Source organism: Pseudomonas brassicacearum subsp. brassicacearum (assembly GCF_008801605.1).
GTDB classification, from domain to species: Bacteria; Pseudomonadota; Gammaproteobacteria; order Pseudomonadales; family Pseudomonadaceae; genus Aquipseudomonas; species Aquipseudomonas brassicacearum.
Genome location: NZ_VZPJ01000012.1, coordinates 129424 through 156106 on the forward strand (window position 1 = coordinate 129424; position 26683 = coordinate 156106).

Consider the following 26683-nt stretch of genomic DNA (forward strand, 5'->3'; position numbering starts at 1 on the left):
AAAAAGCCTGAGATGAACAACCTGACACTCCGAGGCGACTGACTGTTGGGGCTGCTGCGCAGCCCAACGGGGATAAATCCCCTCGCCACAAATAATTGCTCACCCCATAGTGTTTCCCAAACAACGCACGCTCCATCCCGGTGCATCTTTTGATGTACGCTCATCCCCGCGCACCATCGCATTCCGTTGCCAGCCGTCGAAGCTTTTAAAACACTTGTTCGGCACTCTGGTTCGGAAATTGCTACCTTTATGCCGTCATACCGTTCTCGCCTTCACCGGTAACAATACTTACGCGCCACAAGCGCTCATATTGGTTTTAGGGATTGAATAATGAAAAAAGCACTGCTGACCCTTTCTGCACTGGCGTTGTGCATGGCTGCTGGCGTCGCCACGGCCAAGGAATACAAGGAACTGCGTTTTGGTGTCGATCCTTCCTACGCCCCGTTTGAGTCCAAAGCCGCCGACGGCAGCCTGGTCGGTTTCGACATCGATCTGGGCAACGCGATCTGCGCAGAGCTGAAGGTCAAATGCAAATGGGTCGAAAGCGATTTCGACGGCATGATCCCAGGCCTCAAGGCCAATAAATTCGACGGCGTGATCTCCTCCATGACCGTTACCCCGGCTCGCGAAAAAGCCATCGACTTCTCCAGCGAGCTGTTCTCCGGCCCAACGGCCTATGTCTTCAAGAAGGGCTCGGGCCTGAGCGAAGACGTTGCCTCGCTCAAAGGCAAGACCGTCGGCTACGAGCAAGGCACCATCCAGGAAGCCTACGCCAAGGCCGTGCTGGACAAGGCCGGCGTCAAGACCCAGGCCTACCAGAACCAGGACCAGGTTTATTCCGACCTGACCTCCGGCCGCCTCGATGCAGCGATCCAGGACATGCTGCAGGCCGAATTGGGCTTCCTGAAATCGCCAAAAGGCGAAGGCTATGAAATCAGCAAGCCGGTGGACAGCGAGCTGTTGCCCGCCAAGACCGCGATCGGTATCAAGAAAGGTAACAGTGAGCTGAAGGCACTTTTGGATAAAGGTATCAAAGCGTTACACGACGACGGCAAATACGCCGAGATCCAGAAAAAACACTTTGGCGATCTGAATCTGTACAGCGGCAAATAATGCGCTGCGCCCATCCGGTCTCGGATGGGCGCTTTTCTCCTGCCAAAGGCTTTCTTCCATGTTTGAACAACTCCTACAAAATCTGGGGCTCTCCGCCTTCAGCCTGCAGGGCTTTGGCCCGTTGCTGATGCAAGGCACCTGGATGACCATCAAGCTGTCGGCCCTGTCCCTGTTGCTGAGCGTCTTGCTCGGCCTGCTGGGCGCCAGTGCCAAGCTGTCCAGCGTCAAACTGCTGCGAATCCCTGCCCAGCTCTACACCACGCTGATCCGCGGCGTGCCGGACCTGGTGCTGATGCTGCTGATTTTCTACAGCCTGCAAACCTGGCTGACCTCGCTTACCGACTTCATGGAATGGGAATACATCGAGATCGACCCATTCGGCGCCGGGGTGATCACCCTGGGCTTCATCTATGGCGCGTACTTCACCGAAACCTTTCGCGGCGCGATCCTCGCGGTCCCCCGAGGCCAGGTCGAAGCCGCCACCGCGTATGGCCTCAAACGTGGCCAGCGCTTTCGCTTCGTGGTGTTTCCACAAATGATGCGCTTTGCCCTGCCGGGTATCGGCAACAACTGGATGGTGATGCTCAAGGCCACCGCGCTGGTGTCGATCATCGGCCTGGCCGACCTGGTCAAGGCCGCCCAGGATGCGGGCAAGAGCACCTACCAGCTGTTCTACTTCCTGGTACTGGCGGCATTGATCTATCTGCTGATCACCAGCGCGTCCAACTTCATCCTGCGCTGGCTTGAACGCCGCTACGCCGCCGGAGCCCGGGAGGCGGTGCGATGATCGAACTTCTACAAGAATACTGGCGGCCATTCCTTTACAGCGATGGCGTCAACGTCACGGGCCTGGCCATGACCCTATGGCTGCTCAGCGCCTCGCTGCTGATCGGTTTCCTGGTGTCGATACCGCTGTCCATCGCCCGGGTTTCACCCAAGTTCTACGTCCGCTGGCCGGTGCAGTTCTACACCTACCTGTTCCGTGGTACGCCGCTCTATATCCAACTGCTGATCTGCTACACCGGCATCTACAGCATCGCGGCGGTGCGCGCCCAGCCCATGCTCGACAGTTTCTTTCGCGACGCGATGAACTGCACGATCCTGGCCTTCGCCTTGAACACCTGCGCCTACACCACGGAAATTTTCGCCGGGGCGATTCGCAGCATGAACCATGGCGAAGTCGAGGCGGCCAAGGCCTACGGCCTGACCGGTTGGAAGCTGTACACCTACGTGATCATGCCGTCGGCGTTGCGCCGCTCGCTGCCGTATTACAGCAACGAAGTCATCTTGATGCTGCACTCGACGACCGTGGCGTTCACCGCTACCGTTCCAGACGTGTTGAAAGTGGCCCGGGACGCCAACTCGGCGACGTTCCTGACGTTCCAGTCGTTCGGGATCGCCGCGTTGATCTACCTGACCGTCACCTTTGCACTGGTGGGCCTCTTCCGCCTCGCCGAACGCCGCTGGCTGGCCTTTCTCGGGCCGACCCACTAGGGCTTTTGTTCCAGGACACACACGCAAATGCGCCACCAGATCCATGACCTGCTGGCCCCGGTACCGGGGACCGCACGCAAGATCCACAGCTTTCACTTCGGCCCGGAAAAAGCCGTCGGCAAAATCTATATCCAGTCGTCCCTGCACGCCGATGAGCTGCCGGGCATGCTGGTCGCCTGGCACCTCAAGCAGCGCCTGGCCGAACTCGAAGCGTCGGGCCACCTGCGGCACGAGATCGTGCTGGTGCCCGTCGCCAACCCTATCGGCCTCGAACAAGTGCTGATGGACGTGCCCCTGGGCCGCTACGAAACCGAGAGCGGGCAGAACTTCAACCGCCGCTTCGTCGACCTGAGCGAAGAGATCGGCAACGAAATCCAGGACCTGCTCACCGACGATCCGCAGCACAACCTGATGCTGATCCGCACCAGCCTGCGCGACGCCCTCGCCCGGCAGACCCCAGGCACGCAATTGCAATCCCTGCGCCTGGCCCTGCAACGGCTGGCCTGCGACGCCGACATGGTGCTGGACCTGCATTGCGACTTCGAAGCCGTGGCCCACCTCTACACCACACCCGAAGCCTGGCCACAGGTCGAACCGCTGGCCCGCTACATCGGCGCCGAAGCCTGCCTGCTGGCGACCGATTCGGGCGGCCAGTCGTTCGACGAATGCTTCACCCTGCTCTGGTGGCAACTCAAGGAACGCTTCGGCGAACGCTTCGAGATTCCCCTGGGCAGCTTTTCGGTCACCGTGGAATTGCGTGGCCAGGGTGACGTCAACCACGGGCTGGCGAGCCTGGACTGCCAGGCCTTGATCGAATACCTGATCCGTTTCGGCGCCATCGACGGCGAACCGATGCCCATGCCCGAGCTGCCTTACCCGGCCACGCCGCTGGCCGCTGTCGAGCCGGTGGCAACGCCCGTGGGTGGATTGCTGGTCTACAGCGCCCTGCCTGGCGAATACCTGGAGGCGGGGCAGTTGATCGCGGAAGTCATCGACCCGGTCAACGACACCGTCACCCCCGTTCATTGCCGTAACGCCGGGCTGCTATACGCCCGTTCGCTACGCCGCATGGCCACGGCCGGCATGGTGATCGCCCATGTCGCCGGCACCGAAGCCTATCGCAGCGGCTACCTACTTTCGCCTTGAGGATGCATGCTCCATGTACAAACTGACCATCGAAGGCCTGCATAAAAGCTATGGCGAACATGAAGTGCTCAAGGGCGTTTCGCTCAAGGCCAAGACCGGCGACGTCATCAGCCTCATTGGCGCCAGCGGCTCAGGCAAAAGTACCTTTTTGCGCTGCATCAACTTCCTCGAACAACCCAACGACGGCGCCATGAGCCTGGACGGCCAGCCGATCCAGATGATCAAGGACCGCCACGGCATGCACGTGGCCGACGCCGACGAACTGCAACGCATCCGCACGCGCCTGGCCATGGTGTTCCAACACTTCAACCTGTGGAGCCACATGACCGTGCTGGAAAACATCACCATGGCGCCACGCCGGGTGCTGGGGGTCAGCAAGCAGGAAGCCGACGACCGCGCCCGTCGTTATCTCGACAAGGTCGGCCTGCCGGCACGGGTCGCCGAGCAATACCCGGCGTTCCTCTCCGGCGGCCAGCAACAGCGCGTGGCCATTGCCCGCGCCCTGGCGATGGAGCCGGAGGTGATGCTGTTCGACGAACCCACCTCGGCCCTGGACCCGGAGCTGGTGGGTGAAGTACTGAAGGTGATCCAGGGCCTGGCTGAGGAAGGCCGGACCATGATCATGGTGACCCACGAAATGAGCTTCGCCCGCAAAGTCTCGAACCAGGTGCTGTTCCTGCACCAGGGCCTGGTGGAAGAAGAAGGCAGGCCGGAAGACGTGCTGGGCAATCCCACCAGCGAACGACTCAAGCAGTTTCTCAGTGGCAACCTGAAATAAACCTCGGGTTCGATCGTTCCCACGCTCCTGCGTGGGAATGTCGCCAGGGACGCTTACCACGATATCCTGCATAAAACCTTTCGCATCCCGCCGTGGTCACTGAAAGAAGACGTTCAGGGCGCACACGGCAGGCATGGCGACATCCAACAATTTCGCGAAACAGTGGTTCGATGCCCGCGGCTGGAAGCCGTTCGCCTTTCAGAAGCAGGTATGGGCCGCGGTCAAGCGGGGGGAATCCGGGCTGCTGCATGCCAATACCGGTGCCGGCAAGACCTACGCCGTCTGGTTTGCCGCCCTCAACCGTTTCGCACGGCCGGCACCGCCGCTGGATAAACCGCGCAAACGTAAACCGCCGGCCGAACCACTGACTGTCCTGTGGATCACGCCGATGCGCGCATTGGCGGCCGACACCGGCAAAGCCCTCGAAGCCCCCCTGGCAGACCTGCACCTGCCATGGAGCGTCGGCCTGCGCACCGGCGATACCAGCGCCAACGAACGCGCCCGCCAGGGCCGGCGCCTGCCCACCACGCTGATCACCACCCCCGAAAGCCTCACCCTGATCCTCGCCCGGGCCGATGCGCACGCCGCCGTCTCGACCCTGCGCATGGTCGTGGTGGATGAATGGCACGAGTTGCTCGGCAACAAACGTGGTGTGCAATTGCAACTGGCCCTGGCGCGCTTGCGGCGCTGGCACCCCGAACTCATCGTCTGGGGCGTCTCCGCGACCCTGGGCAACCAGGCCCACGCCGAACAGGTATTGATCCCGCAAGGTAACGGGATCAGCGTGCGGGGGGCCGATGGCAAGGCGCTGCGGGTCGACACGCTGTTACCCCCGACCCTCGAACGTTTCCCGTGGGCCGGGCATATCGGCCTGAAGATGCTGCCTCAGGTCGTAGCCGAAATCGACGCCAGCAGCAGTTGCCTGGTCTTCACCAACACCCGGGCACAATCGGAAATCTGGTATCAGGCGCTTCTTGAGGCGCGACCCGATTGGGCCGGGCTGATCGCCCTGCACCATGGCTCGCTGTCGCGTGACACCCGGGATTGGGTGGAACAGGCATTGAAGGACGGCCAGCTCAAAGCGGTGGTCTGCACGTCCAGCCTGGACCTGGGGGTGGACTTCCTGCCAGTGGAACGGGTGCTGCAGATCGGCTCGGCCAAGGGCGTAGCCCGACTGATGCAACGGGCCGGGCGCTCCGGCCACGCACCGGGCCGGACCTCGCGGGTGACGCTGGTGCCGACCCACAGCCTGGAATTGATCGAGGCCGCCGCCGCGCAGGACGCCGTGGCCCAACGGCGCATCGAACCGCGCGAATCGCCCCACAAGCCGCTGGATGTCCTGGTGCAGCACTTGGTGAGCATGGCCCTGGGTGGCGGCTTCGTTCCCGACGAATTGTTCGAGGAAGTGCGAGGTGCCTGGGCCTACCGCGACCTCAACCCGGCCGAATGGGCCTGGGCCCTGGCGTTTGTGCGCCATGGCGGCCTGTCATTGACCGCCTACCCCGATTACCGACGCGTCGAACCGGACGAACACGGAATCTGGCGAGTGCCTGACGCACGCCTGGCCCGGCGTCACCGCATGAGCATCGGCACCATCGTCAGCGATGCCAGCCTGCAATTGAAGTTCTGGAGCAAGGGCGGAGGCGGCAAGATCCTGGGTAGCGTAGAGGAAGGCTTCATCGCCCGTCTGCGCCCCGGTGACGGTTTCCTGTTCGCCGGGCGGTTGCTGGAATTGGTCCGGGTCGAGGACATGACCGCCTACGTGCGACGCAGCCAGGCCAGGAAGGCCGCTGTGCCGCGCTGGAACGGCGGGCGCATGCCGCTCTCCAGCGAACTGGCCGCCGCCGTCGTGGCCCGTCTGAGCGAAGCCGCCGCGGGCCGCTTCGAGGGCCCGGAGATGCACGCCGTACAGCCCCTGCTCTTGACCCAACAACGCTGGTCCGGTTTGCCCACGCAAAGCACATTGCTGGCCGAAGCCCTCAAGTCCCGGGAAGGCTGGCACCTATTCCTCTACCCGTTTGCCGGACGCCAGGTTCATCTGGGCCTGGCCAGCCTGCTGGCCTGGCGTGTCAGCCGGCAACAGCCGCTGACATTTTCCATTGCGGTCAACGACTACGGCCTGGAACTGCTCAGTGCCACGGCAGTGGATTGGTCGCAATACCTGACCCCGGGCCTGCTGAGCGTCGATCATCTGCTGACCGACGTGCTCGCGAGCCTGAATGCCGGGGAATTGGCCCTCAGGCGCTTTCGCGAAATCGCCCGGATCGCCGGGCTGGTCTTCGCCGGCTACCCCGGTGCGCCGAAAAGCACCCGGCAAGTCCAGGCGTCCAGCGGGTTGTTCTTCCAGGTGTTCAAGCAATACGACGCCAACAATCTCTTGCTGGCCCAGGCTGGGGAGGAAGTCTTGCGCGAAGAATTGGATATCCATCGACTGGAGCAGACCTTGCAACGCCTCAATACCTTGAAGCTGGACCTGCACGTGATCAAGCGCCCCACCCCGCTCGGGTTTGCGCTGCAGGTGGAGCGATTCCGGGAAAGCATGAGTTCGGAAAAGCTCGCCGACCGCATCCGGCGGATGGTCAGCGAACTGGAAAAGACTGCCGATCGCGGTGACGCCTGATGCCAGCGCCTTACCCCATCAGCCTGGCCGGCGAAGAACTCTGGTTGCTCCCGGAAAAAGCCGTGTACTGGCCCGCCCAGGAAACCCTGATGGTGGCCGATGTTCATTTCGGCAAGGCCGCCGCCTATCGCAGCCTCGGGCAACCGGTGCCCCACGGCACCACCGCCAGCAACATCGCAGTACTGGATGCATTGCTGGCCAGCCTGCCGTGCCGACAGTTGATTTTTCTCGGGGATTTTCTCCACGGTCCCGGCTCTCATGCGCCCGGCACCTTGAAGGCACTTTCCGACTGGCGTGAGCGACATCCGCACTTGGCCATGACGCTGATTCGTGGCAACCACGACAAACGCGCCGGTGACCCGCCGCCAGCGCTGAACATTCGCGTCGTACCGGAGCCGTTGCTTCTGGGCCCTTTCGCCGTGCAACACGAGCCTGCCCCACACCCCAGCCGCCATGTGCTGGCCGGTCACGTGCACCCGGTCTACCACCTGAGCGGCAAGGGCCGGCAACGCCTGCGCCTGGCCTGCTTTCGGCTGGGCAGCGAAATCAGCCTGCTGCCGGCCTTCGGTGCGTTCACGGGCGGTTATCGAGTCGAGCAAGACAGCGATTGCAGAATTTTTGTCATCGGCGATAACGAAATATGGCCCGTCAACTGAAGCACTCTGTGCTATCGCTGGCGGGCCATCGTCTCATCAGGCAACAGGCGCAGGAGGCGGCTCGTCCGGCAGGGTAGGCTCGCCGGGTTCGGTAGGTTGTTCGTTGGGGGTATCGGGATCGGGCTGGCCAGGGATGCCGCCCGCCGCTTCGACAGGATGGGCCAGCAATGACCAGGCCATGACGCCGATCTGATTGGGCTCAAGCCTTGCCAGTTCGGCACTGATTCGCGGATCGATCTTCATAGAGCAACTCCTGAGCGAAGGCCCGCTGCGCTGACGCACAAAAACGGGCAGTACACGCAATAGAGTGTCTGCCCGCCCAGGAATTCCAACAGCTCGTCAGATTCAGGTACGCGGCAGTGTCACACCGCGCTGGCCCTGGTACTTGCCGCCACGATCCTTGTAGGAAACTTCACATTCTTCATCGGATTCCAGGAACAGCATCTGCGCCACACCCTCGTTGGCGTAGATTTTCGCCGGCAGGGTCGTGGTGTTGGAGAATTCCAGGGTCACGTGGCCTTCCCACTCGGGTTCCAGCGGCGTGACGTTGACGATGATGCCGCAACGGGCGTAGGTACTCTTGCCCAGGCAGATGGTCAGCACGTTGCGCGGAATGCGGAAGTACTCGACGGTGCGCGCCAGGGCGAAGGAGTTCGGCGGGATGATGCAAACGTCGCTCTTGACGTCGACGAAGCTCTTCTCATCGAAGTTCTTCGGGTCGACGGTGGCCGAATTGATATTGGTGAACACCTTGAATTCGTCGGCGCAGCGCACGTCGTAGCCGTAGCTGGAGACACCGAAGGAGATCAGCCGGTCGGCGCCTTCGCCACGCATCTGGCGTTCGACGAAGGGCTCGATCATGCCGTGCTCTTGCGCCATGCGGCGAATCCACTTGTCCGATTTGATGCTCATGGCGGTTTCCTGAAATAGCGAGGTGGAAAAAATACGTCCGGCATCTTACTGGGGCGCGGGTCCGAGTTCAAAGCGCGGTACGCAAATCTCGCCGATCCGCCTTGATTTCCGGGTCCTGCCGGCCATCGCCCGCGCCGTCAGTCACCAAATAAGAGAAACCTTCGCAAAGACCATTGGCACATTCTGGAAAAAGGGTTAAGGTGGCGCCACTGTGCTGCTTGTGTCACTGAGAATCTCTACACGATATGTTGAATTTCGATCCAACCATCTACAAGAATTTTTCCTGCTCTTTGCACTCAGTCTCGGCCAGGGTTCTTCCTGAGTCGCAGTTATCTTTGTTCAAGGAGTTACACCATGTCTAATCGCCAAACCGGTACCGTTAAGTGGTTCAACGATGAAAAAGGCTTCGGCTTCATCACCCCACAATCCGGTGACGACCTGTTCGTTCACTTCAAAGCTATCCAATCCGACGGCTTCAAAAGCCTGAAAGAAGGCCAACAGGTTTCTTTCATCGCTACCCGCGGTCAGAAAGGCATGCAAGCTGAAGAAGTTCAAGTTATCTAACTTGTCCTTGCTTTAGTAAAAGGCCCCGCTCTCAAAAGCGGGGCTTTTTTGTGCCTGTCTGTTTTGCAGGCACAAAAAATAATGTGGGAGCGAGCTTGCTCGCGATAGCGGCGCTTCAGTCAACATTCATATTGCTGACATACCGCTATCGCGAGCAAGCTCGCTCCCACAGGATTTGTTACTCGCCTGGGTTTACCAGGTCACGCCAAACCCAGCCGTGTAGCGCGTCTTGCTCAAGTCGCTGTCTTCGGTGCCTTCAATGACATCCTTCTCAGCCTTGAGGTTGAGCGACGCCCAATCGGTAACCTTGTAGCGCAGCCCCACTTCAGCGTCATAGGCGTAATCCGCCACGTCGGACAGTGGCTTGCCCACTTCGCCGTTGGTGAAGAACTCGACGCGCTTGCCAATCAGGTAGCGGTTGTAGTCCCACTTCATGGCGACGGAATAGAAGTTGTCCTTGCCGCCGTCGCGGTATTCATAGTCGGTGCGGTTCAACAGCGAGCCCAGCGAGAACGCGCCCAGCTCGTCATCCCAGAACTGATAACCCGGACCGGTACCCACCACGCGCTGGCGCGCCAGGTCTTCGACTTTGTCGCGCTTGTAGTTCAGGCGGCCTTGCCAGAACCATTTGTCCGTCAGGAACCGGTCGAGGGAATATTCCAGGCGCCAGTTATCGGCGGAAACCACATCGTCCTGGAACTCACGGTTGTATTCACCCTCGGCGGTGTGCCGCCATCTGCCGTGGCGCGCCGAAGTCTTGAAGTCGATGTCGTAGTCGTCGGTATCTTTTTCCGCACGCTGGTAATCCAGCGCGGCATCGATGTTGCCCTTCCACACCAGATCCTCGACCACCGGCTTGGGCTTGAGAATCTGCTGGATACTGGCCAGATCGACAGTCTTGGGCGCATCACCGTTGGCCAAGGTGACCTTGCCATCCTCGGCCGCATGCAGCGCCTTGGCTTTCTCGCCGGTATAAGCATCCTGCTTGACCAAGAGCTGCTGATCACTCTCCAGTGTCTTGACCTGTTTCCAGTCGATGGGAATCGCGCCGGCGTAATCGGTCTGGATCAGCAACTTGCCGCCATCAAAAACGGTAATCTTGCCACTGAGTTTGTCCCCATTCTTCAACCAGACGGTGTCGGCAAGCAAGGGCATGGAGGTACTGGCAACAGCCAGACAAAGCAGGGTTCTAGACAACATAAGCGTATAAAGAGCTCAAGTTTGCGGTGAAAAGGCGGCATTATCCCCCGGGACGACACCTCAGCAAGGACTGACCAAAGTATTTGTAATGAGTTCATTTCTCAACCAGCTTTACAGGACTTAACCTACAAACGGCCACATACCCTCTTTTTCGGACGCCTGAACGTGACTGATGCATCCCTGGATACCGAGAACGCCGCCCAAATCCGCCGCACCACCCTTTACCTGACCCTGGCACAGGTGCCAGCGGGCAAGGTGGTCACCTATGGTCAACTGGCTGAAATGGCCGGCCTGGGCCGCGCGGCGCGCTGGGTCGGGCGGACCCTCAGCCAATTGCCGAACGACACGAAACTGCCCTGGCATCGGGTATTGGGTGCCGGCGGTCGGATCAGCCTGCCGGTGGGCAGCGCCTCAGGGGATGAACAGCGCGCACGCCTGCGCATGGAAGGGATCAGCGTCCTGAACAATCGTGTTGATATTCAGCGCCATGGCTGGCGCCCGGTAGAGCACAGCGGTTAGAGTGCGCGCTTTGTTTTCGCAATTTTTGAGGCAGACTCCAGCCCATGCCCCGTAAAACCTGGCGCGCCGCCCTCGCCGCCTATGCCAGTCCCTCGACGCTCGTGCTGTTGCTGCTTGGCTTCGCCGCCGGCTTGCCGTACATGCTGGTGTTTTCCACGCTTTCGGTCTGGTTGCGCGAAGCCGGTGTGGCCCGCGAAACCATTGGCTACGCGAGCCTGATCGGCCTGGCATACGCCTTTAAGTGGGTCTGGTCGCCGCTGCTCGACCAATGGCGCCTGCCGCTGCTGGGTAAACTCGGGCGTCGGCGTTCATGGCTGGTGCTCTCCCAGGGCCTGGTGATCCTCGGCCTGATCGGCATGGGTTTCTGCGACCCACAGAAACACCTGTCATGGTTGATCGCCATCGCCGTTATCGTGGCTTTCGCCTCTGCGACGCAGGACATCGCCGTCGACGCCTATCGCCTGGAGATCGCCGACGACACCCGCCAGGCCGCCCTCGCCGCCAGCTACATGTCCGGCTACCGCATCGCGGCACTGCTGGCCACCGCTGGCGCCCTGTTCTTCGCCGAAGGGTTTGGCTCCACCGGCTTCAGCTACAAACACTCGGCCTGGGCCGGCACCTACCTGCTGTTCGGCGTATTGATGGTCCCGGCGCTGCTCACCTCGCTGTTCATGCGCGAACCGCCGGTGCCGCTGCGCACTCAACTGCAGGCCGGACGCTACTCGTTCGCCCATCAACTGGCGTCGGTGTTCGTGCTGATCGTGCTGCTGGTGTCTGTCCCGGCGATGTTCACCCAGCTCTACAACACCGACTTCGCCAGCGTGCTGTTCGAGGGTGTCAGCCTGCTCGACCTGCTGCTCGAAGACCGCGCATTCCTGCGAGCCATCCTCTATATCATCCTGACCGCCCTGTGCCTGTCGGCTGTGGGCCGCCGCGGATTGGCACCGGTGCTGACGCCGGTCAACGATTTCATCCTGCGTTACCGCTGGCAGGCCCTGCTGCTGCTCGGGCTGATCGCGACCTATCGGATGTCTGACACCGTCATGGGCGTCATGGCCAACGTGTTCTACATCGACCAGGGGTTCACCAAGGACCAGATCGCCAGCGTCAGCAAGATTTTCGGGTTGATCATGACCCTCGTCGGTGCCGGCATGGGCGGCCTGCTGATCGTACGTTTCGGTATCCTGCCCATCCTGTTCATCGGCGGTGTCGCCTCGGCCGGCACCAACATCCTCTTCCTGATGCTCACCGACATGGGCGCCGACCTGAAGATGTTGATTGTCACCATCTCCCTGGACAACTTCAGCTCCGGCCTGGCCACTTCGGCGTTCGTCGCCTACCTGTCGAGCCTGACCAACCTGAAATTCTCCGCCACCCAATACGCCCTGCTCAGCTCGATCATGCTGTTGCTGCCACGCCTGATCGGTGGTTATTCGGGCGTGATGGTGGAGAAGTTCGGCTATCACAACTTCTTCCTGATCACCGCGTTGCTGGGCGTTCCGACCCTGTTGCTGATCGCCTTGCACTGGTTCCAGGAGAACCGTCGCCAGGGCTCGACACCCACTGCGGAACCGACGCCCACCCGGCCTGCGGAAGAGTCGTAGGAAACTTCAGAAAACGCCGGGGAAACCGGCGTTCGCATCGGGCGACCGCCCACGCGCCTGTACGCCAAGGCATCTCGCCCGTACAATGCTCCGTCACTTCTCGTCATCAGCAACCGACAACGGCCAACCATGCGCACCAGTCAATATTTGCTCGCCACACAGAAAGAAACGCCTTCCGACGCCGTCGTGATCAGCCATCAGTTGATGCTGCGTGCCGGCATGATCCGCAAACTCGCCTCGGGCCTGTACACCTGGCTGCCGATGGGCCTGCGGGTCATGCGCAAGGTGGAAGCCATCGTTCGCGAAGAGATGGACGCTGCCGGTTCTCTGGAAGTGTTGATGCCGGGCACCCAACCGGCCGAGCTGTGGCAGGAATCGGGGCGCTGGGAAGAATACGGCCCTGAGCTGCTGCGCATCAAAGACCGTCACGGTCGCGACTTCTGTGCAGGCCCGACTCACGAAGAAGTGATCACCGACCTGATGCGCAACGAGTTGAGCAGCTACAAGCAGCTGCCGATCAACCTGTATCAGATCCAGACCAAATTCCGTGACGAAATCCGTCCACGCTTCGGCCTGATGCGCGGTCGCGAATTCATCATGAAGGATTCCTACTCCTTCCACGCCGACCTGGCTTCGCTACAGATCACCTACGACCGCATGCACCAGGCGTACTGCAACATTTTCACCCGCCTGGGCCTGAAGTTCCGTCCGGTTGAAGCCGACAACGGCTCCATCGGCGGCGCCGGCTCCCACGAATTCCATGTACTGGCCGAGTCCGGCGAAGACGACATCGTCTTCAGCAATGGCTCCGACTACGCCGCCAACATCGAGAAAGCCGAAGCCGTGCCACGGGAAACCTCCCGCGCCGCGCCGACCGAAGAGTTGCGCCTGGTGGACACGCCGAACGCCAAGACCATTGCCCAACTGGTGGAAGGCTACAACCTGCCAATCGAGCGCACCATCAAGACCCTGATCGTGCGGGCCGAAGAGGAAGGCAAGCTGATTGCCCTGATCGTCCGTGGCGACCACGAGCTCAATGAAATCAAGGCCGCCAACCAGCCAGGCGTCGCCAGCCCGCTGGTCATGGCTACCGAAGCCGACCTGCGCGACGCCATCGGTGCCGGTGCCGGTTCTCTCGGCCCGCTGAACCTGCCACTGCCGATCATCATCGACCGCTCGGTGGAACTGATGAGCGACTTCGCCATCGGCGCCAACGTCGACGACAAGCACTATTTCGGCGTGAACTGGGAGCGCGACCTGCCGGTTCCAACCGTCGCGGACCTGCGCAACGTCGTGGCCGGCGACCCGAGCCCGGACGGCAAGGGCACCCTGGAAATCAAGCGAGGCATCGAAGTCGGGCACATCTTCCAGCTGGGCAACAAGTACAGCAAGGCGATGAAGTGCGAAGTGCTGGGCGAAAACGGCAAGCCGGTCACCCTGGAAATGGGTTGCTACGGCATCGGCGTTTCCCGCGTGGTGGCTGCCGCCATCGAGCAGAACAACGACGAGAAAGGCATCATCTGGAGCGACACGCTGGCGCCTTTCCAGATTGCCCTGGTGCCGCTGCGCTATGAAACCGACCTGGTGCGTGAAGCCACCGACAAGCTCTACGCCGAACTGACGGCCGCCGGCTTCGAAGTGCTGCTCGACGACCGCGACAAGAAAACCAGCCCCGGCATCAAGTTCGCGGACATGGAACTGATCGGCATCCCGCATCGGATCGTCGTCAGTGATCGTGGCCTGGCCGAAGGCAACCTGGAATACAAGAGCCGCACCGAGGCCGAGCCGCAAGCGCTGCCGGTCGCCGACGTGCTGTCGTTCCTCCAGGCCCGTATCCGCCGCTGACACCAGATAGAGACGTCATGTTCAAGCGAAACACCTTAGGCCTCGGTGGCGCCGCCCTGTGCGGCGCCCTGCTGGTCAGCGGCTGTGCCAACCAAATGTCACAACGCAGCGAGCACGAAGAGCGGGTCGAGCGCAAATTGCTCGACCACAGCCTGCAGATCGACGTGGGCGAACCCAAGGTGCTCGACCTGCCGCAGCGTCGGGTGCGAATCAATGAGCAGAAGACCTTCGAAGTCACTGAATTCGAGGTCACTCGCCATTACGATCGCTACACGCCGTACCAACCCTGGCGGGAAATTTACGAGATCCCCCTGGGCGCGGTAGCGGTAGTAGCGGGTGTCGGCGCGAACGTGGTCAATGTGTTCGCCCTCGGCAATCTGCCGGACACCGTGACCCGTGACTGGATCAGCTACGGTTTCGCCGGGCTCAACCCGTTCATGAACGTCCCTTCCCATGGCCGTGCCCAGCAGAACCTGGCGGGCATCGACGAAGTCCAGCGCGACAAGCGTACGGAACACTCGAGTCTGCCTTGGAGCGAACGCCCGGTGGAGGTCAAGGCCGCCCGACAGACCTTCGAGCTGAGCACCGACCGTAACGGCGTGCTGCGCTTGAACCTGCTGGAAAGCCCGTTCGCCGAGCAGGACCTGAGCCAGTTCGGCAAATTGCAGGTCAGCGTGACGGATGCCCAGGACGAAGTGCACACCGACTCATCCCTGAGCATCAGCAGCACCTTGCGCAGCAAGCTGCTGGAAGCCCACGCGTTGATCTACGACGACCTGGAAGATGACGAGGTGAGCCAATGGGTACATCGAGTCAAGCGCCTGTCGGAGCTGGGACTTGAAGAAGAGGCCAGCGAACTGGAACAGAGCCTGATCGAACTGACCCGCAATGATCCGGAGTTGCAGGCCGAATTCATGAAAGCACTGACCAAGGATGGCGGGCGGTTGGTGGCGGATCCTGGCGTTAACTGAAATCCCCCTGTGGCAAGGGGGTTTTGTGAGGGCAAGACCTGTGGGAGCAAGGCTTGCCCGCGATGGCGGCCTCAAGGATGCCATCGCGAGCAAGCTTTGCTCCCACAGGATTCCCTTGCCAACAGGACCGCGCCAAGCAGGGGCTCATCGTCAGCCTCACCGCTCAAACAACTCCAACTGCTCAAACCCACCGCGCAAATCCTCCAGCCGCACCCCTATCCCCAATAACCGCACCGGCTTGCCGCCCCGGTTGAACGCCTGGGTCAACAGCAGCTGGTAGCTGCCCAGGTCCCGCCCTGCCCCGGCCTGTTCCAGTGTGGTTTGGGTGAAGTCGTGGAATTTCACTTTGACGAACGGCTTGCCCGGTCGATAACTGCTGTCGATCCGCGCCATGCGTCCGTTGAGGGTTTCCATCAGTTCCGGCAGCTTGGCGAGGCAACTCACCAGGTCGGGCAGGTCGACATCGTAGGTGTTTTCCACACTGATGGACTGACGTCGGCTGTCGTTGTGCACCAGCCGCTCATCGATCCCACGAGCCAGGCTCCAGAGCCGCTCACCGAAACTGCCAAATTCGCGCACCAGCGCCAACTTGTCCCATTGGCGCAACTGCAGGCAATCGACGATGCCGAGTCGGTTCAGCTTATCGGCGGTGACCTTTCCAACACCGTGGAGCTTGCTGACCGGCAGGGCCGAAACAAAGTCATCGACCTGGTCGGGGGTGATGACGAACAACCCGTTGGGCTTTTTCCAGTCACTGGCGATCTTGGCCAGGAACTTGTTCGGCGCGACGCCTGCGGACACAGTGATGTGCAACTGGTTGGAAACCCGCCGACGAATATCCTGGGCGATGCGCGTGGCGCTGCCACCGAAATGGGCACTGGCGGAGACGTCCAGGTAGGCCTCGTCCAGCGACAGCGGCTCGATCAGGTCAGTGTAATCGCTGAAAATCGTATGAATTTCCTTCGACGCTTCCCGATAGGCATCCATTCGTGGCTTGACGATGGTGAGGTCCGGGCAAAGCTTCAAGGCGTGGCCGGAAGACATGGCCGAGCGCACTCCGTAGGCCCGCGCTTCGTAGTTACAGGTGGCAATCACGCCCCGCCGATCCGCCGAACCTCCCACCGCCAAGGGTTTGCCGGCCAGCCGCGGGTCATCGCGCATCTCGATGGCGGCGTAGAAACAGTCACAGTCGACATGGATGATCTTACGTTGCGTCATAAATAAAGCAGCAGAGTGTGCGACGAATCGGGGCCACCAGTATCGCACCGGCACCTGTATATAGCACCAGTAGTTTAAAAGATCCTTCGTCGAGACCCGAAAGTGCCTACACAAATTTACTTCTTCAATCGCAATGAAGCCTCCAATAGAGCTTCAGCCCTTGCCAGGCTTGCGTCACAGCGCTGTCACAATGCCTTTCTCCAAGGCTAAGCACTTGAAGCGGAACAGTTTTTTATATAGCCAGGGTTGACAGCCGCGCGATTCTCTGTAGAATGCCGCCACACAGACGCGGGATGGAGCAGTCTGGTAGCTCGTCGGGCTCATAACCCGAAGGTCGTCGGTTCAAATCCGGCTCCCGCAACCAAACATCAAAAAAGGCTACTCGAAAGAGTGGCCTTTTTTGTGCGTGCCCGTTTTTGACTGCCTGATCAGAGAGTCGCCGCCTACGCCACCCTACCCACAACCAGTTGTAGGACAATTTCCTTTAAATTCCGAGCGTTTAGGAAGACAAGGGGCGGATCGAGGGTTTATTTGAGCCCATTACCTTTTAACGGTTGACACTCGGGCGTTCGCCTGTAGAATGCCGCCACACAGACGCGGGATGGAGCAGTCTGGTAGCTCGTCGGGCTCATAACCCGAAGGTCGTCGGTTCAAATCCGGCTCCCGCAACCAAATATCAAGAAAGGCTGCTCGAAAGAGTGGCCTTTTTTGTGTCTGGCGAAAAAAGCCCTACATTACAAAGATTTTGTAATTATTTTCCTCCGCGGGGATTGGTAACTTGGCTGGATACCCCCATCCTGTCGCGCATAGCTCAAGAGGTGATTGATGCGCGCCCACTCGTCTGACCCGCAAGACCCTGTTACTGCGACACAACCGATCAAGGCCGAACGATTGCGCTGGCTGGATCGGATCAGTCAATACCGCCAGCCTATTGGTCTCGCGGTAACGTTGCTGCTGTTTGCGATTGCCTTGATTGCCTGTCGCCACTTGCTGAGCGAGCTCGATCTTTACGCCCTGCATGATTCAATTCTGGAAGTGCCACGACCGGCCCTGCTGGGCGCGATCGCCGCCACGGTAGCCGGCTTCATCATTCTTTTAGGCTACGAGTGGTCCGCCAGCCGTTATGCCGGGGTGACACTGCCGCCACAAACCATGGTCCTGGGTGGATTCACCGCGTTCGCCATCGGCAATGCCATTGGCCTGTCACTGCTGTCGGGCGGCTCGGTTCGCTACCGTCTGTATGCGCGTCATGGCCTGGGGGCCTCGGATGTCGCCCACATGACGCTGTTCGCCAGCCTGTCCCTGGGCTGCGCGTTGCCGCCGCTGGCGGCCCTGGCGACGCTCAGCAACCTGCCCGCCGCGTCCACCGCGCTGCACCTGCCTGCGGCTTTGCTGGGGACCATTTCCGTCGCGGTGCTGCTGCTCACCAGCGTGTTGGCCGTCGGCATCTATCGTCGACGCCTGCCGGAACAGCCTCATCGCGACAGCCTGCTGGTAAAAGCCGGGCGCCGCACGCTGCGCCTGCCGGGCCGACGCCTGACCTTCCTGCAATTGGTAATCACCGCGCTGGATGTCGCCGCCGCCGCCACAGTGTTGTATCTGTTGCTGCCCGAAGCGCCGCCGTTCGGCGCCTTCCTGCTGGTGTACCTGCTGGCGCTGGCTGCCGGGGTGCTCAGCCACGTACCGGGCGGTGTCGGAGTATTCGAAGCGATCCTGCTGGCCGCGTTCGCCGACAAACTCGGGGCCGCGCCACTGGCCGCCGCGCTGTTGCTGTATCGCTTGATCTACGTGCTGCTGCCGATGCTGGTGGCCTGCGTACTGTTGCTGATCAATGAGGCGCAACGGCTGTTCCAGACGCGCCAGACCCTGCGGGCGGCATCGGGTTTCGCGGCGCCAATCCTGGCGGTGCTGGTGTTCCTCTCAGGTGTCGTGCTGTTGTTTTCCGGGGTAACGCCGGAAATCGACACCCGCCTGGAGCACATCGGCTTCCTTATCCCTCATCGGCTGGTCGACGCTTCGCACTTCGGCGCCAGCCTGGTGGGCGTGTTGTGCCTGTTGCTCGCCCAAGGCCTGCGCCGTCGCCTGTCGGCCGCCTGGATGCTGACCACGGTCTTGCTCCTGGTCGGCGCCCTGCTCTCGCTGCTCAAGGGTTTTGACTGGGAAGAAGCCACGCTACTGACGCTGACGGCCACCCTGCTGGCGGTGTTCCGGCGCTCCTTCTATCGTCCGAGTCGCCTGACTGAACTGCCCTTTTCCCCGCTGTTCCTGATCGCCAGTATCTGCGTGCTCGGCGCGTCGATCTGGCTGCTGCTGTTTGCTTACCAGGATGTGCCCTACAGCCATCAACTCTGGTGGCAGTTCACTCTCGACGCCGACGCCCCTCGCGGCCTGCGCTCCCTGCTGGGCGCCGCGGTGCTGCTGGTGGTGGTGTCCCTGACCTGGTTGCTGCGCACCGCGCGACCGGTGATCCATTTGCCGACGGCAGAAGAACTGGAGCGGGCCAAGACGATTCTCATGACGTCTTCGCAACCCGACGGCGGCCTGGCCCTGACCGGCGACAAGGCGTTGCTGTTTCACCCCAACGACGAAGCGTTCCTGATGTACGCCCGCCGTGGTCGCAGCCTGGTGGCGTTGTACGACCCGATCGGTCCTACCCAGCAACGGGCTGAAATGATCTGGCAGTTCCGCGACCTGTGTGACATCCACCATGCCCGCCCCGTGTTCTATCAGGTACGTGCCGAGAACCTGCCGTACTACATGGACATCGGCCTGACAGCCATCAAGCTGGGCGAGGAAGCACGGGTCGACCTCAAGCGTTTCGATCTCGAAGCCAAGGGCAAGGAGATGAAGGACCTGCGCTACACCTGGAACCGCGGCACCCGTGACGGCCTGTCACTGGAGATCCACGAACCGGGCCAGGCGCCGATGGATGAGCTCAAGGTCATTTCCGATGCCTGGCTGACCGGCAAGAACGTGCGTGAGAAAGGTTTCTCCCTGGGCCGTTTCAGCGATGACTACCTCAAGCATTTCCGCATCGCGGTAATTCGTTTCGAGGGCCGGCCGGTGGCGTTCGCCAACCTGCTGGAAACCCACAGTCACGAACTGGCCAGCCTCGACCTGATGCGCGCCCACCCCGAAGCCCCGAAACTGACCATGGAATTCATGATGGTCGGCCTCATCCAGCATTACAAAAACCATGACTACGCCCGCTTCAGCCTCGGCATGGTCCCGCTGTCGGGCCTGCAACCGCGTCGCGGCGCACCGTTGACCCAACGCCTGGGTTCGATGGTTTTCCGCCGTGGCGAGCAGCTCTATAACTTCCAGGGGCTGCGCCGCTTCAAAGACAAATTCCAGCCTGACTGGGAACCTCGCTACATGGCCGTGCCCGCCGGACTCGATCCGCTGGTGGCGCTGGCTGATACCGCCGCCCTGATTGCAGGCGGCCTGACTGGATTGGTGAAACGCTGATGATGCAACGCTCCTGGCGATACGTAGTGGCCGCCCTGCTGGTGCTGGCGGTAATTCTCGGTGGCGGTTACTGGTACTTGAAACGCCCGGCCCCGCAACCAACCCTGGAACAGCTGGCGCCCACCGATGGCGTGGCGATGACGCGGGTCATCCCCGGCACCAAGCCGCGCGCCCAGGTGCTGGTGGCGGTCAATGAGGACCAGAAGCTCAGCGACACGCAGTTGACGACCCTCAGCCGCAGCGGCTCGGCGCAGATCGTCCAAGTGATCCTGCCCAAGGACTGCATGTTGCAAGGTCGCGCCCTGCAGACGGGCCTGCGGCAGCTCCAAGGGCCAGCCACGCTGGTCAGCGGCATCGGCCCTGGCGCCGTGCTGGCCTGGCGCTGGCTGGCCGAGCAGAAGGATGACAAGGCCAAGGCCGTGTCGGTGGACCTGGCCCTGGAAAAACCCGGCTGCACACACTTGCTGCCCAAAAGCGCAGCCCACGGCCACTGGCTGGTGGCCTGGAACGATAACCCCGACGACACCAGCGCCGGCTTCGTACGCGATCAGCGGAATGCCGAGACCAGCATCAGCGACTACGACATCAACCTGCCGCAAGTACTGAACAACGAGCTGCGCAAGATCCTGGTCGGCACTGACAAGGCCAAGGGTGGCCTGAGCATCCCGGTGGTGGAAGTCCCAGCCAGCCAGACGCGGGATACCGTGACCCTGTTTCTCTCCGGAGACGGCGGCTGGCGCGACCTGGACCGCGACGTGGCCGATGAAATGGCCAAGATTGGCTACCCAGTGGTCGGCATCGACACCCTGCGCTACTACTGGCAGCACAAGAGCCCGGAGCAAAGCGCGGCGGATCTGACCGAACTGATGCAGCACTACCGTCAGGTCTGGGGCACCAAGCGCTTCGTCCTGACCGGCTACTCCTTCGGTGCCGACGTGTTGCCAGCCATCTACAATCGCCTGCCAGCCACCGAACAACAGCGGGTCGATGCGATCATCCTGCTGGCTTTCGCCCGCACAGGCAGCTTCGAGATCGAAGTCGAAGGCTGGCTCGGTAACGCCGGGACGGAAGCCGCCACCGGCCCGGAAATGGCCAAGCTGCCAGCCGAGAAAGTGGTGTGCATCTACGGCGGTGAAGAAGCCGACGAAAGCGGCTGTACCGACAAGACCGCCGTGGGCGAGGCCATCAAGCTGCCTGGCGGCCACCACTTCGACGAAAATTACCCGGCCCTGGCCAAGCGCCTGATCGATGAGATCAACAAGCGGCAGAACAAGACAACCGAACAGTGATCTGACGCAGAACAGAGAAAAGCCCCGGCAACCTTACGGTTACCGGGGCTTTTTTGTGCCAGCTCGACTGCACATAGGGCCCCTTGTGGGAGCGAGCCTGCTCACGATGACGGCAGCACAGTCAACATAACTGCCAACTGACCCACAACCATCGCGAGCAGGCTCGCTCCCACAAAGGTTCACTGGTCATCTTGCATTTGTGCGACCGACAAAAAAGCCCCCGCCGCCGCAAGGCAACGAGGGCTTTTTGTTTTCTGGTCGCTACATCTCCACCTGCGTCCCCAGTTCAATCACCCGGTTCAACGGAAGATTGAAGAAGCGCAGATTGCCGTTGGCGTTCTTCAACATGAAGGCGAACAACGCCTCGCGCCAGCGCGCCATACCTTCGAGTTTCGACGCGATGACCGTTTCGCGGCTGAGGAAGTAGGTGGTGCGCATCGGGCTGAAGTCCAGGTCATCCAGATGGCAGAGCTTGAGTGCCTGCGGGACGTCCGGCTCGTCGGTGAAGCCAAAATGCAGGATCACCCGGAAGAAGCCTTCGCCATAGGCATCGACCTCGAAGCGCCGCTGCGGCGGTACCCGGGGGATGTCTTCGTACACCACCGTCAGCAGCACCACTTGCTCATGCAGCACCTGGTTGTGCAGCAGGTTGTGCAACAGCGCATGGGGCACGGCGTCCGAACGTGCGGTCAGGAACACGGCGGTGCCCTGTACGCGATGGGGCGGTTGCACGCGAATACTGCTGATGAAGATTGGCAGCGGCAGCGCGCCTTCGTCCAGGCGCTCCACCAGCAATTGCTTGCCGCGCTTCCAGGTGGTCATCAACACAAACAAGGCGATACCGGCGATCACCGGGAAAGCGCCGCCCTGAACGATTTTCGGCACGTTAGCGGCAAAGTACAGGCCATCGACCAGCAGGAAACCGATCAATACCGGCACCGCCAGCAGCGGCGGCCATTTCCACAACAACAGCATGACCGCCGAGACCAGGATCGTGGTCATCAGCATGGTACCGGTCACGGCCACGCCATAGGCCGAAGCCAATGCGCCGGAAGATTCGAAACCCAGCACCAGCAGCACCACGCCAACCATCAGTGACCAGTTCACCGCACCGATGTAGATCTGGCCCTGCTCGGCGCTGGAGGTGTGCTGGATATACATGCGCGGGATGTAGCCGAGCTGGATCGCCTGGCGCGTCAGGGAGAATGCGCCGGAAATCACCGCTTGCGAAGCGATCACCGTGGCCAGGGTCGACAGACCCACCAGCGGAATCAGCGCCCAGCTCGGTGCCAACAGATAGAACGGGTTGCGCGCCGCTTCCGGGTCACCCAGCAACAACGCGCCCTGACCGAAGTAATTGAGTACCAGCGCCGGCAGCACCAGGATGAACCAGGCCCGTGCAATGGGTTTGCGCCCGAAGTGGCCCATGTCGGCGTACAGCGCTTCGGCACCGGTCAGCGCCAGCACCACGGCGCCGAGGATCGCCACGCCCATGCCCGAATGGACGACGAAGAAACGCACGGCCCAGACTGGGTTCAACGCCTGCAACACTTCCGGGTGTTGGCTGATGCCGTAGACACCGAGCGCGCCGAGCACCAGGAACCAGGTGACCATGATCGGGCCGAACAGGATGCCGATCCGTGCGGTACCGTGGCGCTGGATGATAAAGAGCCCTACCAGCACGACCAAGGACAGTGGCACGACCCAATGATCGATGCCCTCGAACGCCAGGCCAACGCCTTCGATCGCCGAGAGCACGGAAATCGCCGGGGTGATCATGCTGTCGCCATAGAACAACGCCGCCCCGATCAAGCCGCAGATCACCAGCAATTTGCGCAACCGCGCCCGCCCCGCCGCTGCCCGCCGCGCCAGGGCGGTGAGCGCCATGATCCCGCCCTCACCCTGGTTGTCGGCGCGCAGGACGAACATCATGTACTTGATCGACACGACCCAGATCAGCGACCAGAAAATCAGCGAGAGGATCCCCAGCACCCCATCGTGGTTGACAGGTACGCCGTAGGCACCGGAAAACACTTCCTTGAGGGTGTACAGCGGGCTCGTGCCGATGTCGCCATAAACCACTCCGACCGCCGCGACCAGCATGCTCAGCGGTTTCGCTGCCGAATGCTCGGCACCCACCGCCTGACTACTTGCATGACCCATCCAACACTCCTGATTCCAGACCTGGCTTCTTGAACGAAGCACTATGCTTTGTTGAGGCAGCATGCGCTGTTTTACGTATTGTTACAGACGTTTTGTTGACTGTAGCAATCGTCAGAACGCAAAGGCGCGAAGCATAGCGCAGCACTCGTCGCATTTCCCGGTATAAAGCTGGTCAAGCAGCCCGGCCACAGATAGAATTGCGCACTTTTTGATCAGAGGCGCGCCAGGCGCCCTGTCTCGGCAAGAGACGATCCCCCTACACCGAGGTTAGACATGTCCACCACTACCGCGCCAGCCAATCCGAAGGTTGGCTTCGTATCCCTGGGTTGCCCGAAGGCTCTGGTCGACTCCGAGCGCATCCTGACCCAGTTGCGCATGGAAGGCTATGACGTTGTGTCCACCTATCAGGACGCCGACGTGGTCGTGGTCAACACCTGCGGCTTCATCGACTCGGCCAAGGCCGAATCCCTGGAAGTGATCGGCGAAGCCATCAAGGAAAACGGCAAGGTCATCGTCACCGGCTGCATGGGTGTGGAAGAAGGCAACATCCGCAACGTGCACCCGAGCGTGTTGTCCGTGACCGGTCCGCAGCAGTACGAGCAGGTGGTCAACGCCGTGCACGACGTGGTGCCGCCACGCCAGGACCATAACCCGCTGATCGACCTGGTGCCGCCACAAGGCATCAAGCTGACCCCGCGCCACTACGCCTACCTGAAGATTTCCGAAGGCTGCAACCACAGCTGCAGCTTCTGCATCATCCCGTCGATGCGCGGCAAGCTGGTGAGCCGTCCGGTGGGCGATGTGCTCGACGAGGCCCAGCGCCTGGTCAAGGCTGGCGTCAAGGAACTGCTGGTAATCTCCCAGGACACCAGCGCCTACGGCGTCGACGTGAAATACCGCACCGGTTTCTGGAACGGCGCGCCGGTGAAAACCCGCATGACCGAACTGTGCGAAGCCCTCAGCACCCTCGGCGTCTGGGTCCGCCTGCATTACGTCTACCCATACCCGCACGTCGACGAACTGATCCCTCTGATGGCCGCCGGCAAGATCCTGCCGTACCTGGACATCCCGTTCCAGCACGCCAGCCCGAAAGTCCTCAAGGCCATGAAGCGCCCGGCGTTCGAAGACAAGACCCTGGCCCGCATCAAGAACTGGCGCGAGATCTGCCCGGACCTGATTATCCGTTCGACGTTCATCGTCGGCTTCCCCGGTGAAACCGAGGAAGACTTCCAGTACCTGCTGGACTGGCTGACCGAAGCCCAGCTCGACCGCGTCGGCTGCTTCCAGTACTCCCCTGTCGAAGGCGCACCGGCCAACGACCTGGACCTGGACGTGGTGCCGGACGACGTCAAGCAGGACCGTTGGGAGCGCTTCATGGCGCACCAGCAGGCCATCAGCTCGGCGCGCCTGCAAATGCGCATCGGCCGTGAAATCGAAGTGCTGGTGGATGAAGTGGACGAGCAAGGCGCCGTGGGCCGCTGCTTCTTCGACGCCCCGGAAATCGACGGCAACGTCTTCATCGACAATGGCAGCAACCTCAAGCCGGGCGACAAAGTCTGGTGCAAGGTGACCGACGCCGATGAGTACGATTTGTGGGCTGAGCAGATCGGTTGATCCGCGGCTTCACAGACTCAATGTGATACCTGTGGGAGCCGAGCTTGCTCGCGATAGCGGTGCATCAGCCAACATCAATATTGGCTGACACGACGCCATCGCGAGCAAGCTCGGCTCCCACAGGTGCTTTCACAAGCCGAAAAATTGAAAAGCCCCGTCATCATCACAAGATGCGGGGCTTTTTTGCAGCTATCGTATGGAGATATCCAGCACAAGGAACAGGCGGGCATGCGTCAGCATTCGGTCATCCACACACCGAAACCGAGCGATTACCAGGAACTGACCCAGGTGTGGGAGGCGTCGGTACGCGCCACCCACGACTTCCTGCCGGACAGCTACATCGAGCTGCTGAAAAACCTGGTGCTCACCCGTTACCTGGATGCGGTGATGCTCATCTGCACCCGGGACGCGCGCCAGCGGATCACCGGTTTCGCCGGCGTCGCGGCCGGCAAGATCGAGATGCTCTTCATCGACCCGCAGCACCGTGGCCAGGGCCTGGGCAAGCAACTGCTGCGCTACGCCATGGAACACCTGAACGCCGATCAACTGGACGTCAACGAGCAGAACCCGCAAGCCCTGGGCTTTTACCTCAAGCAAGGCTTCGAAGTGGTCGGGCGTTCGGCAAAAGATGGCATGAACCAACCCTACCCGCTGCTGCACATGCGCTACAAGCAGCCCGACCTGAAGGCTGGGCGCGGCTAAAAGCGGCATGAGGCAAATGGACCCGCGATTAACCGGCGCCAGGCAGGTACAATGCCCACCCTCTTTTTGTTACGGCCCCCGTCATGACTGACCCGATTCGTCTCTCCAAACGCCTCATCGAACTCGTCGGCTGTTCCCGTCGGGAGGCTGAGCTGTTCATCGAGGGCGGCTGGGTCACCGTGGATGGCGAAGTGATCGATGAGCCGCAGTTCAAGGTCACCACCCAGAAGGTCGAACTCGACCCCGAGGCCAAGGCCACCGCGCCGGAACCGGTGACGCTCCTGCTCAACGTCCCGGCCGGCACGGATGTGGACACTGCCATGGCCTCCCTCGGACCGCAGACCCTGAGCGAAGAACATCGCTTCGGCAAACGCCCGCTCAAGGGCCATTTCCTGCGCCTGACCGCCAGCGCCGACCTGCAGGCCAACGCCAGCGGGCTGCTGGTGTTCACCCAGGACTGGAAAATCTTGCGCAAGCTCACCGCCGACGCCGCCAAGATCGAGCAGGAATACGTGGTGGAAGTCGAAGGCGAGATGGTCGCCCATGGCCTCAATCGCCTGAACCATGGCTTGACCTACAAGGGCAAGGAACTGCCGGCGGTCAAGGCCAGCTGGCAGAACGAGAACCGCCTGCGCTTTGCCATGAAAAACCCGCAGCCCGGCGTGATCGCTCTGTTTTGCCAGGCGGTCGGGCTCAAGGTCGTCGCCATTCGCCGCATTCGCATCGGCGGCGTGTCCATCGGCAAGGTGCCGCTGGGCCAGTGGCGCTACCTGTCTGCCAAAGAGAAATTCTAATTTTCCGGCGCCG

22 protein-coding genes and 2 tRNA genes are annotated in these 26683 nt (G+C 61.3%); 19 read left to right on the plus strand and 5 right to left on the minus strand.

The window, feature by feature from the left end:
* The first annotated feature begins 330 nt into the window (after nt 1-330).
* From F7R20_RS24015 to pdeM, 7 genes are all read left to right on the plus strand, one after another.
* A complete protein-coding gene (locus F7R20_RS24015) occupies nt 331-1113 on the plus strand; it encodes a transporter substrate-binding domain-containing protein (protein ID WP_003198409.1) in 783 nt (260 codons plus the stop codon).
* Between the two features lie 58 nt (nt 1114-1171).
* Complete coding sequence (locus F7R20_RS24020) at nt 1172-1900, plus strand: ABC transporter permease (protein WP_003198406.1); 729 nt, start codon at nt 1172-1174, stop codon at nt 1898-1900.
* On the plus strand, nt 1897-2607 hold the full coding sequence (locus tag F7R20_RS24025; protein WP_003198404.1) for an ABC transporter permease: 711 nt from the start codon (nt 1897-1899) through the stop codon (nt 2605-2607). The genes F7R20_RS24020 and F7R20_RS24025 overlap by 4 nt, the downstream gene beginning before the upstream one ends.
* A gap of 27 nt (nt 2608-2634) precedes the next feature.
* Nucleotides 2635-3753, plus strand: a complete 1119-nt coding sequence (locus F7R20_RS24030; RefSeq protein WP_003198402.1) for a succinylglutamate desuccinylase/aspartoacylase family protein — start codon at nt 2635-2637, stop codon at nt 3751-3753.
* Nucleotides 3754-3766: 13 nt separating this feature from the next.
* A complete protein-coding gene (locus F7R20_RS24035) occupies nt 3767-4531 on the plus strand; it encodes an ABC transporter ATP-binding protein (RefSeq protein ID WP_003198401.1) in 765 nt (254 codons plus the stop codon).
* 133 nt (nt 4532-4664) lie between these two features.
* Nucleotides 4665-7151 (plus strand): ligase-associated DNA damage response DEXH box helicase, encoded by a 2487-nt coding sequence (locus tag F7R20_RS24040; protein WP_003198399.1) that lies wholly within the window; start codon nt 4665-4667, stop codon nt 7149-7151.
* Nucleotides 7151-7807: a ligase-associated DNA damage response endonuclease PdeM gene (pdeM, locus tag F7R20_RS24045; protein ID WP_003198397.1), complete on the plus strand. Its 657-nt coding sequence runs from the start codon at nt 7151-7153 to the stop codon at nt 7805-7807. Before F7R20_RS24040 ends, pdeM begins: the two co-directional genes overlap by 1 nt.
* A gap of 36 nt (nt 7808-7843) precedes the next feature.
* Here pdeM and F7R20_RS24050 read toward each other — a convergent pair whose 3' ends face one another.
* Nucleotides 7844-8050, minus strand: coding sequence for a hypothetical protein (locus tag F7R20_RS24050; RefSeq protein ID WP_003184748.1), 207 nt, complete (start codon nt 8048-8050; stop codon nt 7844-7846).
* A 102-nt stretch (nt 8051-8152) separates the two neighbouring features.
* A complete protein-coding gene (gene dcd / locus F7R20_RS24055; protein WP_003184751.1) occupies nt 8153-8719 on the minus strand; it encodes a dCTP deaminase in 567 nt (188 codons plus the stop codon).
* A 354-nt stretch (nt 8720-9073) separates the two neighbouring features.
* On the opposite strand from dcd, the gene F7R20_RS24060 reads away from it, so the two are divergent.
* On the plus strand, nt 9074-9283 hold the full coding sequence (locus F7R20_RS24060) for a cold-shock protein (protein WP_002554837.1): 210 nt from the start codon (nt 9074-9076) through the stop codon (nt 9281-9283).
* Nucleotides 9284-9475: 192 nt separating this feature from the next.
* On the opposite strand, the gene F7R20_RS24065 is transcribed toward F7R20_RS24060, so the two are convergent.
* A complete protein-coding gene (locus tag F7R20_RS24065) occupies nt 9476-10483 on the minus strand; it encodes a DUF481 domain-containing protein (protein WP_003198395.1) in 1008 nt (335 codons plus the stop codon).
* Between the two features lie 165 nt (nt 10484-10648).
* Here F7R20_RS24065 and F7R20_RS24070 point away from each other — a divergent pair, with 165 nt between their 5' ends.
* The 4 genes from F7R20_RS24070 to F7R20_RS24085 all read left to right on the plus strand — a co-directional run bounded on the left by F7R20_RS24070 (nt 10649) and on the right by F7R20_RS24085 (nt 15422).
* Nucleotides 10649-11002 carry an MGMT family protein gene (locus F7R20_RS24070; RefSeq protein WP_003198393.1) on the plus strand — a complete coding sequence of 118 codons (354 nt, stop codon included), beginning with the start codon at nt 10649-10651 and terminating at the stop codon, nt 11000-11002.
* A 44-nt stretch (nt 11003-11046) separates the two neighbouring features.
* Nucleotides 11047-12606, plus strand: coding sequence for an AmpG family muropeptide MFS transporter (locus tag F7R20_RS24075; protein ID WP_003198391.1), 1560 nt, complete (start codon nt 11047-11049; stop codon nt 12604-12606).
* Between the two features lie 129 nt (nt 12607-12735).
* Entirely contained in the window at nt 12736-14451 is a 1716-nt protein-coding gene (locus F7R20_RS24080) for a proline--tRNA ligase (protein ID WP_003198389.1), read from the plus strand.
* Between the two features lie 17 nt (nt 14452-14468).
* Nucleotides 14469-15422, plus strand: coding sequence for a hypothetical protein (locus tag F7R20_RS24085; protein WP_003198388.1), 954 nt, complete (start codon nt 14469-14471; stop codon nt 15420-15422).
* A 156-nt stretch (nt 15423-15578) separates the two neighbouring features.
* Here the strand turns inward: F7R20_RS24085 and dinB are convergent, their stop codons facing one another.
* On the minus strand, nt 15579-16640 hold the full coding sequence (gene dinB, locus F7R20_RS24090) for a DNA polymerase IV (RefSeq protein ID WP_003198386.1): 1062 nt from the start codon (nt 16638-16640) through the stop codon (nt 15579-15581).
* Between the two features lie 287 nt (nt 16641-16927).
* On the opposite strand from dinB, the gene F7R20_RS24095 reads away from it, so the two are divergent.
* The 4 genes from F7R20_RS24095 (at nt 16928) to F7R20_RS24110 (ending at nt 21397) form a co-directional block, all read left to right on the plus strand.
* Nucleotides 16928-17004 (plus strand) — tRNA-Met (locus tag F7R20_RS24095).
* Nucleotides 17005-17235: 231 nt separating this feature from the next.
* Nucleotides 17236-17312: transfer RNA gene (locus F7R20_RS24100), tRNA-Met, on the plus strand.
* Nucleotides 17313-17465: 153 nt separating this feature from the next.
* Complete coding sequence (gene mprF / locus F7R20_RS24105; protein ID WP_003198384.1) at nt 17466-20108, plus strand: bifunctional lysylphosphatidylglycerol flippase/synthetase MprF; 2643 nt, start codon at nt 17466-17468, stop codon at nt 20106-20108.
* Entirely contained in the window at nt 20108-21397 is a 1290-nt protein-coding gene (locus tag F7R20_RS24110) for a virulence factor family protein (protein ID WP_003198382.1), read from the plus strand. The genes mprF and F7R20_RS24110 overlap by 1 nt, the downstream gene beginning before the upstream one ends.
* 261 nt (nt 21398-21658) lie before the next feature.
* On the opposite strand, the gene F7R20_RS24115 is transcribed toward F7R20_RS24110, so the two are convergent.
* Nucleotides 21659-23500 carry a potassium transporter Kup gene (locus F7R20_RS24115; protein WP_371916757.1) on the minus strand — a complete coding sequence of 614 codons (1842 nt, stop codon included), beginning with the start codon at nt 23498-23500 and terminating at the stop codon, nt 21659-21661.
* A 333-nt stretch (nt 23501-23833) separates the two neighbouring features.
* Here F7R20_RS24115 and rimO point away from each other — a divergent pair, with 333 nt between their 5' ends.
* The 3 genes from rimO (at nt 23834) to F7R20_RS24130 (ending at nt 26670) form a co-directional block, all read left to right on the plus strand.
* On the plus strand, nt 23834-25174 hold the full coding sequence (rimO, locus tag F7R20_RS24120) for a 30S ribosomal protein S12 methylthiotransferase RimO (RefSeq protein ID WP_003198379.1): 1341 nt from the start codon (nt 23834-23836) through the stop codon (nt 25172-25174).
* 228 nt (nt 25175-25402) lie between these two features.
* Nucleotides 25403-25876 carry a GNAT family N-acetyltransferase gene (locus tag F7R20_RS24125; protein ID WP_003198377.1) on the plus strand — a complete coding sequence of 158 codons (474 nt, stop codon included), beginning with the start codon at nt 25403-25405 and terminating at the stop codon, nt 25874-25876.
* 83 nt (nt 25877-25959) lie between these two features.
* On the plus strand, nt 25960-26670 hold the full coding sequence (locus F7R20_RS24130; protein WP_003198375.1) for an rRNA pseudouridine synthase: 711 nt from the start codon (nt 25960-25962) through the stop codon (nt 26668-26670).
* Nucleotides 26671-26683 lie beyond the last annotated feature (13 nt).